We start from the raw sequence: 14,910 nt of genomic DNA on the forward strand, positions 1-14,910 counted from the left end.
TCAACAGGGTCGAACCGTCTACCATATTCATTGGGAGACCTCAAGCTTTGGTGTCGTTACCTTTATCTTGTGGTTTCCCCTTCTTTTTTGCTACCCCATCTCACATAAGGCGTAAATTAGAACCTTTTATCAATCTTTCTCCATTTCTTTGCTCCCGATCACTTGACTTTTAAGACAGTCGCTAGTGGTAGCAAGTTTTTGAGTCTCATTAGACACCAGCTTTATCTATGTTATTATCGGGTTTTAACTTTCAAGATTGAAGAATTAGCCATCATCAACTAAAGAAAAGCACTGGAAAACTTAGTATTTCTGACTCATTAACCAGCACTTTTTATACAAAGGCTAACAGGCTAGGGCGCTGCTATGGCAAAAGTAAAATCAAAAGTCCAGAAATCAAAAAACTCGAAAAAGCAGCCTAAAAAGGACGCACCGACTCTTAGCCTCCAAGAAAGGTTAGCCCAAAAGCGTCAAGCAAATAAAGCCCGCAAAGAATTTATGGATTTGCTGACTAAATCCTTATCTGGTGCGTTATTTTTAGGTTTTTTGCTGTTTTTATTTGCCGGTATTAAGGCTGCATTACCTGCTGTCTTGGGGGTATTGGTTATGTCTTTTTCTTATAAATACCCCCGTCAGGCGCTAATTGGCTTTATCATATATGTCCCCTTTGGCGGCACCATTACCTATTACATTGGTAATAGTCCGATTCTCCAATTGGCTAAAGATTCATTTTACATTCCAGCCGCGATCGCTCTTTGGCAAATCTGCCGCCAACAAAAGCTGCCATTTGTTATCCCCAAAGCAATTCAAATTCCTTTGTATTTTGTCTTGGCTTCCAGCTTACTAACGTTGGTATTTATTAATGGTGGACAGCAACTTAACCCCCCACCCGCAGGTTTATTCAAAACACCTGTTAAAGAAATACCCATCGGCTTAGGAATTTTAGGTTTAAAAGTATTTTTAGGTTATGTACCTTTAATCACTTGTGCCTATTATCTCATTCGTGATAAAAAAGATTTTCTGAGGATAACACGCTTACAAATTATTCTCATCATCATTTGCTGTGCATTAGGATTTCTGCAATACATACTATTAGTAGTTGGCATTTGTGAAGGTACAAGAAATTTAGAAGGTGCGGCTTTATTTAAAGCTACACTTGATGCCCGATGTTATTTTGGTGGAGCTTTAGTTTATAGTCCCAGCCAAGGAATTATTCGTCTACCTGGAACATTTGTTGCACCTTGGCAATGGGCATGGTTTTTAATTTCTAGTACCTTTTTTGCCTTTGCTACAGGTTTTTCTGATCCGTCAATTTTTTGGCGGTTAACAAGTTTAGGTTCTTTAGCTTTAATCTTCGTCAATGCAGTAATTTCGGGACAAAGAATCGCTTTAGCTTTAGTACCGACTTGCTTTGTGATGCTGCTATTACTTACTGGTCAAATTGCTAACTTTAAAAGGTTTATCCCTATTGGGGTAGGACTAGCATTAATTTTGGGAATTGCAGTTGTGACTAACCCGGTAGTTGTGCAAGAACGACTTGATAGTTTTCTGGTACGCTGGAATGCTTCACCGCCACAAGACTTTATTATTGCCCAATTTGCGGAAAACTGGAAAAATGTAGATACTCCCATAGGAAGTGGTTTAGGTCGAGCAACTAACTCGGCGAGGGCTTTGGGTGAGACTAAGTTAGTGGAGACATACTATCCCAAGGTTTTATATGAAGTTGGGATTTTTGGTGTATTGGGTTTTTTCGCTTTAGTTAATGTCCTGACATTTACGGCTTTTAAGACTTATCGTTCCATAAAAAACCGTAATTTCCGCAGTTACGGAGCATCTCTTTGGGTGTTTATATTGTTTATTAGTTATAACACCTACTACTATCCTTTAGATGTTGATCCGGTAGCTGTGTATTACTGGTTTGTTGCGGGAATACTATTTAAGTTACCCATACTGGATAAACAAGAAAAAGAAGATGCTGATCCTGAAAACACAAACAAAAAGAAACGTCTAAAAATCAAGTTTTAATTGATTTGATTTCTTTGAGATTTTACAAATATAACCACGGGTAATTCTACTATCAAAGTAACCAATTTATTTGAGAATTCAATTACATGAATGATTTGCCTTTAATTTCTGTAATCATCCCAACCTACGGACGAGAAGAACCACTAAAAGATAGTATTGTGGATGTTCTCAATCAAGACTATCCCCATTTTGAAGTTTTGGTAGTAGATCAATCGCCAAAACACCAACCAGAAGTACAAGCTTATCTAGAAGAAGTAGCTGCTTCCGGTAAAATTCAATGGTTTCGGTTGAATTGGGCTAGTTTACCTGGGGCGCGAAATTATGGTGTGCGGCGGTCATCTGGAGACATAATTTTATTTATTGATGATGATGTAAAATTAACGCCTGGGTTTTTAATGGCTCATGGGAGAAATTATCTACAAAACCCAGAAATTGGGGCTGTGGCTGGGCGAGTTTTTGACAGAATGAAGTTAAGCGAATCTGGAGGTAAATTACAGATTGAATACCTTCCTCCCCAAGCCATGAATCCTGGTCTTGCTTGGCATTATCTGGATTTAGTTCATACGATTAAACCCCAACAGGTGCTAACAGCGAGGGGTTGTAATATGTCATTCCGCCGTGAGATTTTTAGTAAGTATGGACTGAGATTTGATGAGAGATTTCGCGGGAGTGCTGTACGGGAAGAATCGGATTTTTGTTTACGAATCAGACAGACAGGATATAAGATTTGGTACGACCCAGAAGCACATTTAATTCATTTAGGTGAAGAAACAGGCGGGTGTCATGATATTAGTACGCGATCGCTAAAATATCAATTCACCTTCTATCACAATAATTTTTTGATGGCGTTGAAGAGCTTGACTTTTAGTGAATTTTTACAACTATCTGCTAGTTTATTTGATTGTCAGGTTTTAGGACATCCACCTTGTAATAAGAGTGGTTCTTTTGTGGCGATTTTGTCCCGTGGGATGTTCTATGTTTTAGGTTTTATGAATGCGTTATCTAGTGTAATTCAATCTATCTGGAATGATGGGCAGATTTATACTAGGTTGGATCAACAATCCCAAATGTTAGTTGTTGATAAACAACCTTCTATATCTGCTAATTGAAAATTGCTGTTGCAGTTTTTAGATCCTCGACTTCTTAAAGAAGTCGAGGATCTGAGCTTCTGAATAAAATTAAATTAAAATGCGTATACTACAAATTGTTCCATCGATTTCTTTAATTTATGGTGGCCCTAGCCAAATGGTACTAGGGTTAGCGCCTGCTTTAGCAAAAGAAGGTATAAAAGTTACTGTTCTGACAACTGATAGTAATGGTGATACTGGTCAACAGCCTTTAAATGTACCTTTAAATCGCCCAATTCAACAAGACGGTTATGAAATAATTTACTTTCGCTGTGCGCCATTTCGTCGCTATAAATTTTCGCTGGATTTACTCAATTGGCTAAAAAGTCATGCTAACGAATTTGATTTAGCACATATTCATGCTTTATTTTCGCCTATTAGTAGTGCAGCCGCGACGGTATGTCGTGAAAAAAAATTACCTTATATTTTGCGTCCTTTAGGTACTCTTGATCCGGCTGATTTACAGAAGAAAAAACAATTAAAAAAGCTGTATGTAGAGTTGATTGAACGCCAAAATTTAGCAGGTGCAGCAGCAATTCATTTCACTAGTCAACAAGAAGCAAAAATATCAGCAAGATTTGGAGTCAATACCAAAGATTTAGTAATTCCTTTGGGTGTAAAACCGACGCAAAGAATTTCATCAAGTGCAGTACGCAGTCAGTTAGGTATACCGGAAGATGTGCCTTTGGTGCTATTTATGTCGCGTATTGACCCCAAAAAAGGCTTGAATTTGTTGATTCCAGCTTTAGAAAAACTCTTGGCAAATGATTGCAAGTTTCATTTTGTTTTAGCTGGGACAAATCCTCAAGACCCAGACTATGAAAACAAAATCAAATTTCAAATCGAAAATTCACCATTGCGATCGCATACTACCATTACAGGCTTTGTCAGTGGTGAATTGAAAGCTGGGTTACTGCAAGCGGCTGATTTATTTGTTTTACCTTCTTACTACGAAAACTTTGGTATTGCGGTGGCTGAGGCTATGGTAGCTGGGATACCTGTAGTGATTTCTGACCAGGTGCATATTTGGCAGCAAGTAGGCGATAGTCAGTCGGGATGGGTGGGTCAAACTGATGTATCTTCGTTGTTGGAGTTATTGCAACAAGCTATGCAAAATCCCCAAGAACGCCAACGTCGGGGACAAAATGCTCAAAAATATGCCTTAGAAAATTTTAGCTGGGATGCGATCGCACGCCAAATGATTCAAGCTTATCAGCAATTGACTGTAAAAATTGGCGTTGCTGATTAAGGGTAGGACTTACGCAGACTCTATGAATTCTTGGCGTTCTTGGCGACTTGGCGGTTCGATAAATTAAGCTTTTTGGCAATTTTTGCGTAAGTCCTGAAGGGGATGAATTTTGTTTCGCGCATTCGCCGCTAGGCGTTCCGCTTGCGGTAGGCGCAAAGGCGCGAAAAATTAATCTTTCATTTTGCTTCGACATCTGAATTCATCCCGCATTTATGCAACACCTAAAAATTTAGTCATGAAATGTTTGGCGTTCTGTTTTCATCACTTTTCCGGCTTCATCAAAGTGTATTGTAAATTCAAACCACGCAAAATCACCAAATGGTGCTGCACCATCTTCACCATAACGCCAAGAAAGTCCATCATCTGATGAATACCTTGGTGCTGATAAAATTTTTGATACTTCAGCTTTGCTCATTCCTGGTTTGATACTGTCGAACTTTTGCAGGGTAAAACCTGGGGGTAATTTAGTATCAATTAAAGGATTGAAGATAAACACACTTTCTGTAAAACATTGTAAGTATATCCCTATAGGTAAAACAAAGATGACAAAAAATACTATCAATCCTTTGGTGAATTCCATTTTTTAACTCACATCCCGCAACTAAAAAAATTTAGGGGTTTAAGTCCCAGACTTCTATCAAGCCACCAGTGTTATGACTCTTTTTAAATTCCCGTTACAAGACGGAAAAAGCGAATTACGAATTGCGAATTGCGAATTGCTTTAATTCGCCCTTTCCCATTGGCGTTGAATTTCTGTAATTGTTTTACTATCGGGTGGTGGAAGAATTTTCACACTCGGCTTGACTTCTACACCAGGAATATTTTGATTCCACGGACTATTCGGTACAGTTTTTAAATCAACGTTATTATTCACCGGACGAAAACCATACTGAACAAATACAGCCTGTTGTTCTGGTTGGGTGAGAAAGTCTAAAAACTGCTTTGCGGCTTTTGCTGTACCTGCGCCTACATCTCGTCTGACAATTGCTGCGGTGGCGGTAGTTTCAATTGATGGGTCTAAATAATAAACTTGGTATGGTCTACCTTTACTGGCTGCTGATTGTTGCCAGCGATATAAAGCTACACTTTCATATACAGTAGCGACATCAGCATCATTAGCACCTCTAACAATAAATTCTTGTAGGAGAATATCTGTAGAACGAGGCGGTTGATAAACGGATTTTTTGATTAAACTAAATAGTTCTTGGACTGATGAATTATTAAAACTATCGGCGTTAATAACACCACCTAACTTTGATTGTGTCCACAGGTTCAAAGTTAACTGACCACTATTAGAACGAGTGGGGTCTGTGGTGACAAAATCAAAACTACCCCAGTTACTTGAACCGCCAACTTTTCCCCAGTTACCAGCTTGCATTGCTTGTTCTAGTTTTGACCATTGAAAGCGTCCATTGGGAAAAAGAACTTTACCCCGTTCTGGCCAAGCAATACCTACTAATAGAGTTTTTGCTAGTGGTTGAGGAGTTTCATAAAACGGTTCGGTTTGGGTGGTAGTGCGGAGGCGATCGCTCAATTCTGTTAAAATTTCCCCATTGGCTGGAATTAACACCGCAGGTTTAAAATCATTTTTCTGGTCAACATAATTGTTAACCATATCTTGAGAACCCTGAAACTTGAGTTCTAACTTGATATTGGGGTTTTCTTGCTCAAATTTTGCTTCTAGTTGTTGCAGTGGTTCTTGTAATTCTGTCCCGCTAACAATGACCACTGTTTGCTGTAAACCAGGAATTGGGGCGTAAGTTAAACCTAATGCAGCTGCGATAATGGCGACGGAGGTAAAAACTTGTTTTCTGCGCTTGAATTGAGATTTTTTGCTTTTCATATTATTTTGTTTTGCTAGAGAAGTGACTCACAGTAACTAGCACCAAGACAAACATAGTCAGAATAATTAAGGAGCATAAAGCTATCGAAAAGATAATAATAATGTTGAGACCTACTAAGGTTGTCAGAAAATCTAAAGCACTCAAATAAGTATCTTTAACTGTGATTTCTAATGATGATTGACCATTATTGCTTAGTAGGGTTTCCAGCCGTTGTTTATCTGCTAATGCCGTTTTTAAATTACTCCCGTAAAAATATAGTTCTTCCCCTTGATTATTGGTTCTGAGATAAATATAAGTACCTTCAGGTAAATCTTCTTTAAAGACATACTCTTCTACTTCCACACCAGTTAATCTAAATGATGTAGGTGCAGTTGACCATGAACCATATAAATGGCTAAACTGCTGCTGACATTTGACATAATTAGGTTCAATTCGTTGACATTTTAAGTTAACTGATTTACCCAGTGTCAATACCAACATAGGGATAACTATCAACGACTCAGCAAAGATGACAGCAAAGGTACAATTTTTGATATGGCTGATTTTTTTCTGCATATATAGGAATCCGCTTTGATTCCTGAAATTACAACTTCACTGTCTTACTACTAAATCCAGATTTTCTGCAAGGCTATTGAGTTCATCAGCAATTAATTGCAAAGCATTAATTTGCTCAGAATCAATTAAATCAGATGTACGTAATTTTGTTTGCAGTTTTTGCAATATACCAGCAAAATCTTGAATTAAAGTAGCAATATTGATGACTCTGGATAGACGGCTATCTTCACCTTCTTGTGCTAACTGTATATTACGTTTGAGACTTTCTGCTAACTGATTAAGATGTCGTTTAGCCACACCAGAACTATTTGGTAATTTGGTTTTGACTTCTGTAAGTTGCTGTTGTAAAGCTTCGATAGAAAGGAGTGAATTTGTGTGGTGTAGACTAACTTCTAATTTATCAAGTTTACTAGGAAGTTCTGCGGCGCGATCGCAACTGATTAAAACCGTTGTCAACAGTTCCATATGAAAGGTATCAGTTAATAGTTTCTGCACCTCTAACCGCATAGCCTGAGATTGGTTAGCTAAAGCCAAAGCCGATGATTTAACCGCTAATATTTCCCGTTCCAAAGCTGGATTATCTAACTCTAATACCTCACCTTCACGAGATTTGAAAAAACTCGCACCAGCCACCGTCACACCAGTCGCCACAGGTAGCATCACCAGACTAGATAAATTTCCCAACCGCACCCCAACAAACAGAGTCAAACCACCAACCAAAACAGCCACCGGATAATACAACGGATTGACTAACTTCACCATAAAAAACTCCGCGTACCTTTGCCTTTAAAACTCCACCTGTAAGTTTGACATAACCTGCGAAATCGTCTCAGGATTACCTTGAGAATAATATCCTCCATTTAACTCAGCAATTTTTTTCAAAACATCAGGTTTAAATTCGCCTTCTTTGCCATAACCAATCGTAAAAAATCCAATTCTTTGGTCAGTTGCAAAACCGCTTTTTTGCAATTCTTCTTCTAATTCATTCAATCTAATATTTGAACCAGCATCTTCACCATCAGTTAATATCAACACAGCGTTAATTGCATCTTGACGCAGATTTTGTTGTAACCAATTTCTTGCTTCTAAAGCTGCATCGTATAATTTTGTCCCGCCATCAGCCCGAAGACCATTGATAAATTGCCAACCGCGATCGCGTCCTTGGGGTGTACCATCGACTAATACAGGCGGACGAATTACCGAATCAAAATCAATCAAGGCAATTTTTTCTTTCGGCCCCAAATTCTTAATATAGTTTTGTAAAGTATTTTGTACAGCAGGCAATTTATCACCCGACATTGAACCAGAAGAATCAACAACCACCACCACTAAAGAAGGTTTTTTCGCTAATTCTTGCCAAGATTTCAACATTGCATCAACAACTTCTGGCTTTGGTGGACGCAGTGAATCATATTTAGCTTGGGCTTCTACACCAAATTCGGGACTAAACTTAGCACCTAATGCGACTCCTGGGGTTCCGGGACGTAAACCCAAATCAGTCGCAATTTTTTGAGTTTCTGGCGATCGCCAATAAGTGATAAACTTTTCCGCAGCAGCCTTTTCATCTGTGCTGACCCAAGGTGCATTCGGGATAATTGCCCGCATATTAGAGGTAAAAGTAGCTTTGGGATAAACTGCTTGATAACGCTGCTGTCCCGTTGCTAAACCGGAATTAGCTACAATTACACTTGATTCGTATACTGAACCAACCGAAGCCCAAAATGGCCCATTCTTGACCATTGCTTGGGCGAGAGAATTAGTCGAAACCCCGTAACGAGTAATTTTGCTTTGGATTTGTTGAATTTGGGGTTGAAACTTCTGTACATCCGCCATTGTAATTTCTTCAGGACGCTTACCTGAGACGCTGGCGTATTGGGCTACCAGAGTTTGCAACCCAGAATTAGAACGAGTCGGGGCAGAATGTACATAATGAACTGTCAAAGGTGGCGAAGTTGGGTCAATATCACGGTGAGTTTTAGCCGTTACCAAAGCTTTATAAGGATCTGCAACTTTCCGCAAACCACTGGCGATGTCAGCTTGCGCCATAAAAACCATTGGCGTGTTCGCAACCAGTGACGACTCTGTGATTTCTGGGATGTAATTTTTCCCCGGAAATAGTTGATTCATCCGGTAAATTAACTGACTGTGATATATATCTCCATCCAGAGAAATAATTGTGGGAAAATCTGCTGCGTCGGCTTGGACTGTACCCTTTTGCAATTGATTGGCTAAAGCAACTACCTCAGTCACAACATCACCACTACCCAAAGATTCACATTTCACTCGAAAAGCTGTACCATTATCTAGCTTTGGTTGGGTAGCATTAAAATTTTTCGCCGCTTGATTACAAAAGTCACCCAAAGCACTACCAACCAGTAACTTGACTGTTAACCCTGAAAAATTATTATCAGAAGTTGAATCAGTGTTACACCCCGTGACTAACACTAAAGTAGAGATTGCTACAAGATTGGTAACAAACCGAGACCTTTGAAAAACCATGCACTTCTCCCAAAATCATGAGTAATCTAGCAATCTCTGCAATCAAATAGTAAATTCTGCTTCTATTGTGCGATCAAAAAGTTAATTTTCAGTTAATTGGTTAAGTGTAAAAGATAAACATTATATCTGTATAATAATCAAGCCGCATCTAGTTACACTGCATCTCTCCCTGCCTCCGTGCTAAAGACTTAAAATTTTGTAACAAATAGCTAAAAGCCGATAGGGAAACCGATGTTTTATGGGATGATGGCAAAGTAGACTACATCTGCCTCTTTATCTACAGGGAATCTTATATGGCTCTCCGTCTTGGTGATACAGTACCCAACTTTACACAAGCCTCTACACATGGCGACATAGATTTTTACACATGGGCTGGTGATAGCTGGGTGGTGCTGTTTTCTCACCCTGCTGACTACACACCAGTTTGTACAACTGAATTAGGTACAGTTGCGAAACTTAAGCCAGAATTTGACAAGCGCAATGTGAAAGCGATCGCCCTCAGCGTTGATGATGTAGAATCTCACAACGGCTGGGTAGGTGACATTGAAGAAACTCAAAACACCACCCTTAATTACCCCATTTTGGCAGACGCAGATCGTAAAGTTTCTGACCTTTACGATATGATTCACCCCAACGCTAACGCAGCTGTCACAGTGCGTTCCGTATTTGTAATTGATCCCAACAAAAAACTGCGTCTTTCCTTCACCTACCCCCCCAGCACCGGACGCAACTTTGATGAACTGTTGCGGGTAATTGATTCACTACAACTCACCGATAACTACAGCGTAGCCACCCCTGCTGACTGGAAAGATGGCGATAAGGTTGTTATCGTCCCCTCCCTCAAAGACCCTGAAGTCTTGAAAGAAAAATTCCCCAAAGGTTACGAAGTAGTCAAACCCTATTTGCGGTTAACTCCTCAACCTAACAAATAATGATTGCTGAGTGAGAATAACTACTCAATATTGAGTAGATAAATTTTTAAGTCAATTTGTTTACAAGACGCAAAGCTTTATCTTTGCGTTTTTTTGTATTTACGTAAGAATGGAAAATAAAGTCAGATGTTGAACTATGATGCTGTCATCTTCCTTAGTGATTCAAATGCCGCCATCAATGCAAATGACAGATGAACAATTCTTTGATTTCTGTCAAGTTAATCGTGACTTACGCATTGAAATGAATCAATTTGGAGAAATTTCAATTATGCCGCCTACGGGTTCAGAAACAGGAAATCGTAACTTTAATGTAGCTTTACAGGTAGGAGTTTGGTCAGAAAAAGACGGTACAGGTATTTGTTTTGACTCCAGTACAGGCTTTACATTATCCACGGGTGCAAAACGCTCTCCTGATGCTTCCTGGATGAAATTAGAACGGTGGAATGCTTTATCATCGGAACAACAACAAAGATTTGCACCTATTTGTCCTGATTTTGTCATTGAATTGCGATCGCCTAGCGATAATCTCCAACCCCTCAAAGATAAAATGGCAGAGTATATGCAAGAGCCAGGGGTACAGTTAGGTTTTTTAATTGACCGCAAACACCGCCGAGTTTATATTTATCGTCCTCATCAACCAGAAGAATGTTTAGAAAGTCCTGAGACAGTTAGCGCAGATCCAGTTTTACCAGGATTTTCCTTGAATATGTCTAAAATTTGGTAGCTATATTACTATCCTAATCGATTAATAATTGTTGTGATATTGCAAGCAATATAACCAATTGCTAAAGGTGATTTATCATTTAAAAGTAATAGAATTTGCTGGAGATTTTGTACGAGATTTGCCCCATAAATCTGCCAGAGTTTTTCTTGTAGTTGATACAAAATGCGATCGCCGACAATATCATCACTACCCGGACGAAGTAACCAATGGGTTCGCAGAACTTTAAAATCAGCGATATCTTGACTCTGCATCACCTGAATTATCTCTTGAGTCCCACGTTCTACTAATTCATCAGTGACAATTTTCATCACCATTGGTTGCAAAGTAAAAGCTGGTGCATCACTACAAATCCATTTTTCTAAAAGCGATCGCCTCTCCAAGCTGACAATAGCATCTAACATTGTAGCTGGGTCAAGAGAAACGAGTAAATGAGTTTGCAAGCGGCTAAAAGAGATTGGTTGTTGCCAAATTGCTAACCAATAGAGAATATTTTGTTCTAAAGCACACAGTTGCTCAAACTGTTGCTTGAGGATAGCACGCAAGCGATCGCCAATTACTATCGTATTTTGACTGAGAAAAGCCGCAATATTCCCACCAAACACAGACTGAATCAATGGCGTAACTAGTTTGAGTGCCAAAGGATTGCCGCGATAAAGTTGAATCAGGGGTGATAATCCGATTTCCTTACCTGTGAATCCTCTCGCTTGCAATAGTTCCACTGCCGCAGCTTTTGGCAATCCTGTTAAAGTTAGACTGCGAACCGTTTTACTATTCGACTCAATAATATTTGGTTGTTCTCGACTGGTGAGGATAATGCAACTTTGATGATGAGTGCGGCTTAATTGCTGGATAAATTGATGATAGTGTTTCTCTGACTCATCCAACCCATCAAGTATTAATAAACACCGACGCTGTTGTAGATGGTGAATGAGTTTTGCGGTATCTTGGGAAAAATCATCAACCGGAGTTTGCTTAAAGGTGTGGAGAAGTCCATCTAACAGCGAAACTAGGGATGGTGCAAAATGAAGCGTTTTCCAGATTAAAGCATCAAATTTTAACTGAAGATAATCAGCCAAAGCCAGAGCCAGAGCCGTTTTGCCAATGCCAGCCATCCCTGTGATGATAATTAGTTTACAGCGATCGCTTACAATCCATTCTTCTAACTGAGTTAATTCTTGATTGCGTCCATAAAAACTTTCAACATCAGGTGCTTCATCCCAGTCGAGGTATTGTGTAGCGGTTTCCTCGAAGTCTGCGTTAGGGATTTCTGCGATACTTTGCCAATTATTAATGCCAACAGCCTGACAGATAGCGATAAAAATTTCTTGTTGAATGCGATCGCCCTGCCAAAATCGCCGTAAACTAGCTCTAGAAGTATGAGCATCTTGCCACCAACGCGCCGTACTAGTTTTCGTCCAACCAAGACGTTTTCGCGCCTTGTCTACAATTGCCAGTCCAGTTGTTGATGCTTTGAGCGAGTTTGACATATATCTGTTAACTGAGCAGATTTTTAAACATCTATTAAAGACCAATAAAGTTCAGTTAAGCATCAGGCAAATAAATTATAAATTATCCAATCTAGATAATTATGGGGAGTTGTATTTTGATTTACCATTTAGGCATAATTTAAACTTCTATCTTATAATTCAAATTTAATTCGTCTCCGGTTGTACCTCTAATACCCCAGTTAGATTTGGGAGTTTCAAAAATGGTGATTTCAATGTCGTTAACAGAGATACCAAAGGTTTCATAAATATCTTTAATTAACTTCCGAATTAGCTCTTTTTTGGTTTCAACTGAGCGTCCTTCAAACATAACAATTTCGATAACTAAATAATTATATGATCTGTCTTGAGGATAGTAAAAATTTTCTGCGTCTAAAGGGAAAAATCGCTGAAATTTCTTTTCATGGGCAATTTTTAAAATTTCAACTAGTGAGGTATGAATAATGTGAGATAAATCTGATTTAATAGGATTTAGTTGATCAGCTAAACCATATACTTTAACTTGTACCATAGCTTTTAAGATTAGTGTTTATATACTGTTTTAAGTGAGTAATTACTCTTTGGATATGAATTACATCGTCGTATAATTTGCTCATCATTATTGCACCTTCTAAAGTAGCAATAATAATAGTGGCGACTTCATCAGGATTCACATCAAAACGAATTTCACCCCGATTAATTCCCTTGGTAATAATTTGAGAAATTAAATTAAGCCAAGAGTTCATTGCTTGTTGCGCCCGATCGCGCAATGCTGGATGAGCATCATCACTTTCAATTGCTGTATTTAACAGTGGACAACCACCTTTAATGGGCGGATACTCAACAAAGCTGCTAAATACTTCCATAATCGCTTCTAGACGTTCTATTGCATGATGTTTACTCCTAATTGCGGCTTTTGTTCGCTGACTGACCAGGGCGATCGCAAAATCAAAGGCTTGGAGTGCTAGTTCATCTTTACTAGAAAAGTGATTGTAAATTCCGCCTTTCTGCAATCCGGTAACACGCATAATATCTGAAATCGACGAACCCGCATATCCTTGTTGGTTAAACAGTTCCGCCGCTTGTTGGAGAATGCGAGTTTTTGTTTCTTCGCCTTTGGACATATAGTAATCCGATTTGATTTCTGAATCTAGTTGTGCAGGCAGGAAGTAGGGAATAGGGAGTAGGGAGTAGGAAAGAAGCTTGATTTGGGTGTACTGATTTTTTTCATAAATCAAATATGAGTCCTATATAGAAAAGTGCTGAGTGGTGAGTGTATATTCAGCATTTTTAAGTCTTTATGTCAATTTTACAGACCGATTGGTCTGATTAAAAATAACATAATAAAAAATTATAAATCAATCATGACAGAGATGATTAACAATAAATACAGTCATGGTGATGAATTATGCTTCCCAACCGTTACCAAAACTTAAATCGGATTCAGCAACTTGACCCAGTAACCGACCATAGCCAGATATATTATCTGATGTCGGGTTATGAATTTTCGTGGGAAATGCAGCGATCGCTCGAAATGGCCTTAATGCGAACTTACTGTGTTCCCAGCATATCTAAATTACTCGATCAGACCAAAGAATTTCATCAGCGTCCACAAAAACGCTATGACGACACATCGATTTTGTTGGTAGAAATTGTTAAATGGGGTTATGAGAGCGATCGCGGTCAACAAGCATTGCAACGGATGAACGCCATCCACGGACGCTTTAAAATTGACAACGCCGATTTTTTATATGTGCTTTCGACCTTTATTTATGATCCTATCGACTGGAATGCTAATTTTGGTTGGCGGTTGATGTGCGAACAAGAAAAATTAGCGTCTTTTTACTTTTGGCGAGAAGTCGGTAAGAAGATGCACATTGAAAAAATTCCCGAAACCTACGCAGAGTTTGAACGCTATAAACTCGACTACGAAAAGGAAAATTTTCGCTATTCTGAAACAAACCACCGTATTGGAGAATCAACACTTGCTTTATTTTTAAGTTGGTTTCCTTGGTGGATGCGACAACCTTTGAAACCAATCATCTATGCCTTACTTGATGAGACAATGCTGGATGCCTTTGGTTTTGAACATCCTTCTCCGTGGCTGCGTTCTGTTATGGTCAAAATCCTCAAATTCCGCGCCAAATTCATCCACTGGCTTCCACCCCGGACTCAGACTAATTTTTATATTGATTCTCCTATCCGCAGTTACCCGAATGGTTACGAGATAGCTAATGTGGGGTCAGAGGTAGGCTTTTGATTCTGTAGCTTTTGTGAGGTGTGGTTCATACACTTATACCCCACACCCTTTCATATCATGTCCGACAAATCAGTTATGAAGGACGCATATCTGTTCTGTGCAGAAAGACGAAACTCTTTCTCCCCCCTGCTCCCTGCTCCCTGCGGTCTATATGATAAGTCTTTTACCGGACAAGATATCACTCTTTTACCTACCCAGTCTCTACAGAAAATCT

At 39.1% G+C, this 14,910-nt stretch carries 14 protein-coding genes; 6 read left to right on the forward strand and 8 right to left on the reverse strand.

The features are described 5' to 3' along the window. Window positions 1-363: 363 nt before the first annotated feature. The 3 genes from hpsL (at window position 364) to hpsP (ending at window position 4,398) form a co-directional block, all read left to right on the forward strand. Window positions 364-2,022 carry a hormogonium polysaccharide biosynthesis protein HpsL gene (gene hpsL, locus H6G74_RS26185; RefSeq protein ID WP_190970433.1) on the forward strand — a complete coding sequence of 553 codons (1,659 nt, stop codon included), beginning with the start codon at window positions 364-366 and terminating at the stop codon, window positions 2,020-2,022. An 86-nt stretch (window positions 2,023-2,108) separates the two neighbouring features. Further along, on the forward strand, window positions 2,109-3,131 hold the full coding sequence (gene hpsN, locus H6G74_RS26190) for a hormogonium polysaccharide biosynthesis glycosyltransferase HpsN (protein ID WP_190970434.1): 1,023 nt from the start codon (window positions 2,109-2,111) through the stop codon (window positions 3,129-3,131). 79 nt (window positions 3,132-3,210) lie between these two features. Further along, window positions 3,211-4,398 (forward strand): hormogonium polysaccharide biosynthesis glycosyltransferase HpsP, encoded by a 1,188-nt coding sequence (gene hpsP, locus H6G74_RS26195; protein ID WP_190970435.1) that lies wholly within the window; start codon window positions 3,211-3,213, stop codon window positions 4,396-4,398. Between the two features lie 229 nt (window positions 4,399-4,627). Here hpsP and H6G74_RS26200 read toward each other — a convergent pair whose 3' ends face one another. The 5 genes from H6G74_RS26200 to H6G74_RS26220 form a co-directional block, all read right to left on the reverse strand. Continuing rightward, the gene (locus H6G74_RS26200; protein WP_190970436.1) at window positions 4,628-4,978 is read right to left on the reverse strand and encodes a hypothetical protein; all 351 of its coding nucleotides are present in this window, start codon (window positions 4,976-4,978) and stop codon (window positions 4,628-4,630) included. 141 nt (window positions 4,979-5,119) lie between these two features. Next, window positions 5,120-6,241, reverse strand: coding sequence for a substrate-binding domain-containing protein (locus tag H6G74_RS26205; protein ID WP_190970437.1), 1,122 nt, complete (start codon window positions 6,239-6,241; stop codon window positions 5,120-5,122). Window position 6,242: 1 nt separating this feature from the next. Further along, window positions 6,243-6,797 carry a hypothetical protein gene (locus H6G74_RS26210; protein ID WP_190970438.1) on the reverse strand — a complete coding sequence of 185 codons (555 nt, stop codon included), beginning with the start codon at window positions 6,795-6,797 and terminating at the stop codon, window positions 6,243-6,245. Window positions 6,798-6,833: 36 nt separating this feature from the next. Continuing rightward, on the reverse strand, window positions 6,834-7,559 hold the full coding sequence (locus H6G74_RS26215) for a hypothetical protein (RefSeq protein WP_190970439.1): 726 nt from the start codon (window positions 7,557-7,559) through the stop codon (window positions 6,834-6,836). Window positions 7,560-7,583: 24 nt separating this feature from the next. Continuing rightward, on the reverse strand, window positions 7,584-9,296 hold the full coding sequence (locus H6G74_RS26220; RefSeq protein ID WP_190970440.1) for a VWA domain-containing protein: 1,713 nt from the start codon (window positions 9,294-9,296) through the stop codon (window positions 7,584-7,586). Window positions 9,297-9,589: 293 nt separating this feature from the next. On the opposite strand from H6G74_RS26220, the gene H6G74_RS26225 reads away from it, so the two are divergent. Further along, window positions 9,590-10,228, forward strand: coding sequence for a peroxiredoxin (locus H6G74_RS26225; protein ID WP_190970441.1), 639 nt, complete (start codon window positions 9,590-9,592; stop codon window positions 10,226-10,228). A gap of 139 nt (window positions 10,229-10,367) precedes the next feature. Further along, window positions 10,368-10,952: a Uma2 family endonuclease gene (locus tag H6G74_RS26230; protein WP_190970463.1), complete on the forward strand. Its 585-nt coding sequence runs from the start codon at window positions 10,368-10,370 to the stop codon at window positions 10,950-10,952. 8 nt (window positions 10,953-10,960) lie between these two features. Here the strand turns inward: H6G74_RS26230 and H6G74_RS26235 are convergent, their stop codons facing one another. From H6G74_RS26235 to H6G74_RS26245, 3 genes are all read right to left on the reverse strand, one after another. After that, on the reverse strand, window positions 10,961-12,439 hold the full coding sequence (locus H6G74_RS26235; RefSeq protein ID WP_190970442.1) for an NB-ARC domain-containing protein: 1,479 nt from the start codon (window positions 12,437-12,439) through the stop codon (window positions 10,961-10,963). Between the two features lie 139 nt (window positions 12,440-12,578). Next, on the reverse strand, window positions 12,579-12,968 hold the full coding sequence (locus tag H6G74_RS26240; RefSeq protein WP_190970443.1) for a tautomerase family protein: 390 nt from the start codon (window positions 12,966-12,968) through the stop codon (window positions 12,579-12,581). After that, complete coding sequence (locus tag H6G74_RS26245) at window positions 12,955-13,560, reverse strand: TetR/AcrR family transcriptional regulator (RefSeq protein ID WP_190970444.1); 606 nt, start codon at window positions 13,558-13,560, stop codon at window positions 12,955-12,957. The genes H6G74_RS26240 and H6G74_RS26245 overlap by 14 nt, the downstream gene beginning before the upstream one ends. Window positions 13,561-13,844: 284 nt before the next feature. Here H6G74_RS26245 and H6G74_RS26250 point away from each other — a divergent pair, with 284 nt between their 5' ends. Next, window positions 13,845-14,696: an oxygenase MpaB family protein gene (locus tag H6G74_RS26250; RefSeq protein ID WP_190970445.1), complete on the forward strand. Its 852-nt coding sequence runs from the start codon at window positions 13,845-13,847 to the stop codon at window positions 14,694-14,696. Window positions 14,697-14,910: the final 214 nt, after the last annotated feature.

The organism is Nostoc spongiaeforme FACHB-130 (assembly GCF_014698475.1).
GTDB lineage: Bacteria > Cyanobacteriota > Cyanobacteriia > Cyanobacteriales > Nostocaceae > Nostoc_B > Nostoc_B spongiaeforme.

Bases quoted from the DNA above. Each gene is read 5' to 3' on its own strand.
- hpsL (WP_190970433.1), top strand. From the start codon at position 364: ATGGCAAAAGTAAAATCAAAAGTCCAGAAATCAAAAAACTCGAAAAAG.
- hpsN (WP_190970434.1), top strand. From the start codon at position 2,109: ATGAATGATTTGCCTTTAATTTCTGTAATCATCCCAACCTACGGACGA.
- hpsP (WP_190970435.1), top strand. From the start codon at position 3,211: ATGCGTATACTACAAATTGTTCCATCGATTTCTTTAATTTATGGTGGC.
- H6G74_RS26200 (WP_190970436.1), bottom strand. From the start codon at position 4,978: ATGGAATTCACCAAAGGATTGATAGTATTTTTTGTCATCTTTGTTTTA.
- H6G74_RS26205 (WP_190970437.1), bottom strand. From the start codon at position 6,241: ATGAAAAGCAAAAAATCTCAATTCAAGCGCAGAAAACAAGTTTTTACC.
- H6G74_RS26210 (WP_190970438.1), bottom strand. From the start codon at position 6,797: ATGCAGAAAAAAATCAGCCATATCAAAAATTGTACCTTTGCTGTCATC.
- H6G74_RS26215 (WP_190970439.1), bottom strand. From the start codon at position 7,559: ATGGTGAAGTTAGTCAATCCGTTGTATTATCCGGTGGCTGTTTTGGTT.
- H6G74_RS26220 (WP_190970440.1), bottom strand. From the start codon at position 9,296: ATGGTTTTTCAAAGGTCTCGGTTTGTTACCAATCTTGTAGCAATCTCT.
- H6G74_RS26225 (WP_190970441.1), top strand. From the start codon at position 9,590: ATGGCTCTCCGTCTTGGTGATACAGTACCCAACTTTACACAAGCCTCT.
- H6G74_RS26230 (WP_190970463.1), top strand. From the start codon at position 10,368: ATGCTGTCATCTTCCTTAGTGATTCAAATGCCGCCATCAATGCAAATG.
- H6G74_RS26235 (WP_190970442.1), bottom strand. From the start codon at position 12,439: ATGTCAAACTCGCTCAAAGCATCAACAACTGGACTGGCAATTGTAGAC.
- H6G74_RS26240 (WP_190970443.1), bottom strand. From the start codon at position 12,968: ATGGTACAAGTTAAAGTATATGGTTTAGCTGATCAACTAAATCCTATT.
- H6G74_RS26245 (WP_190970444.1), bottom strand. From the start codon at position 13,560: ATGTCCAAAGGCGAAGAAACAAAAACTCGCATTCTCCAACAAGCGGCG.
- H6G74_RS26250 (WP_190970445.1), top strand. From the start codon at position 13,845: ATGCTTCCCAACCGTTACCAAAACTTAAATCGGATTCAGCAACTTGAC.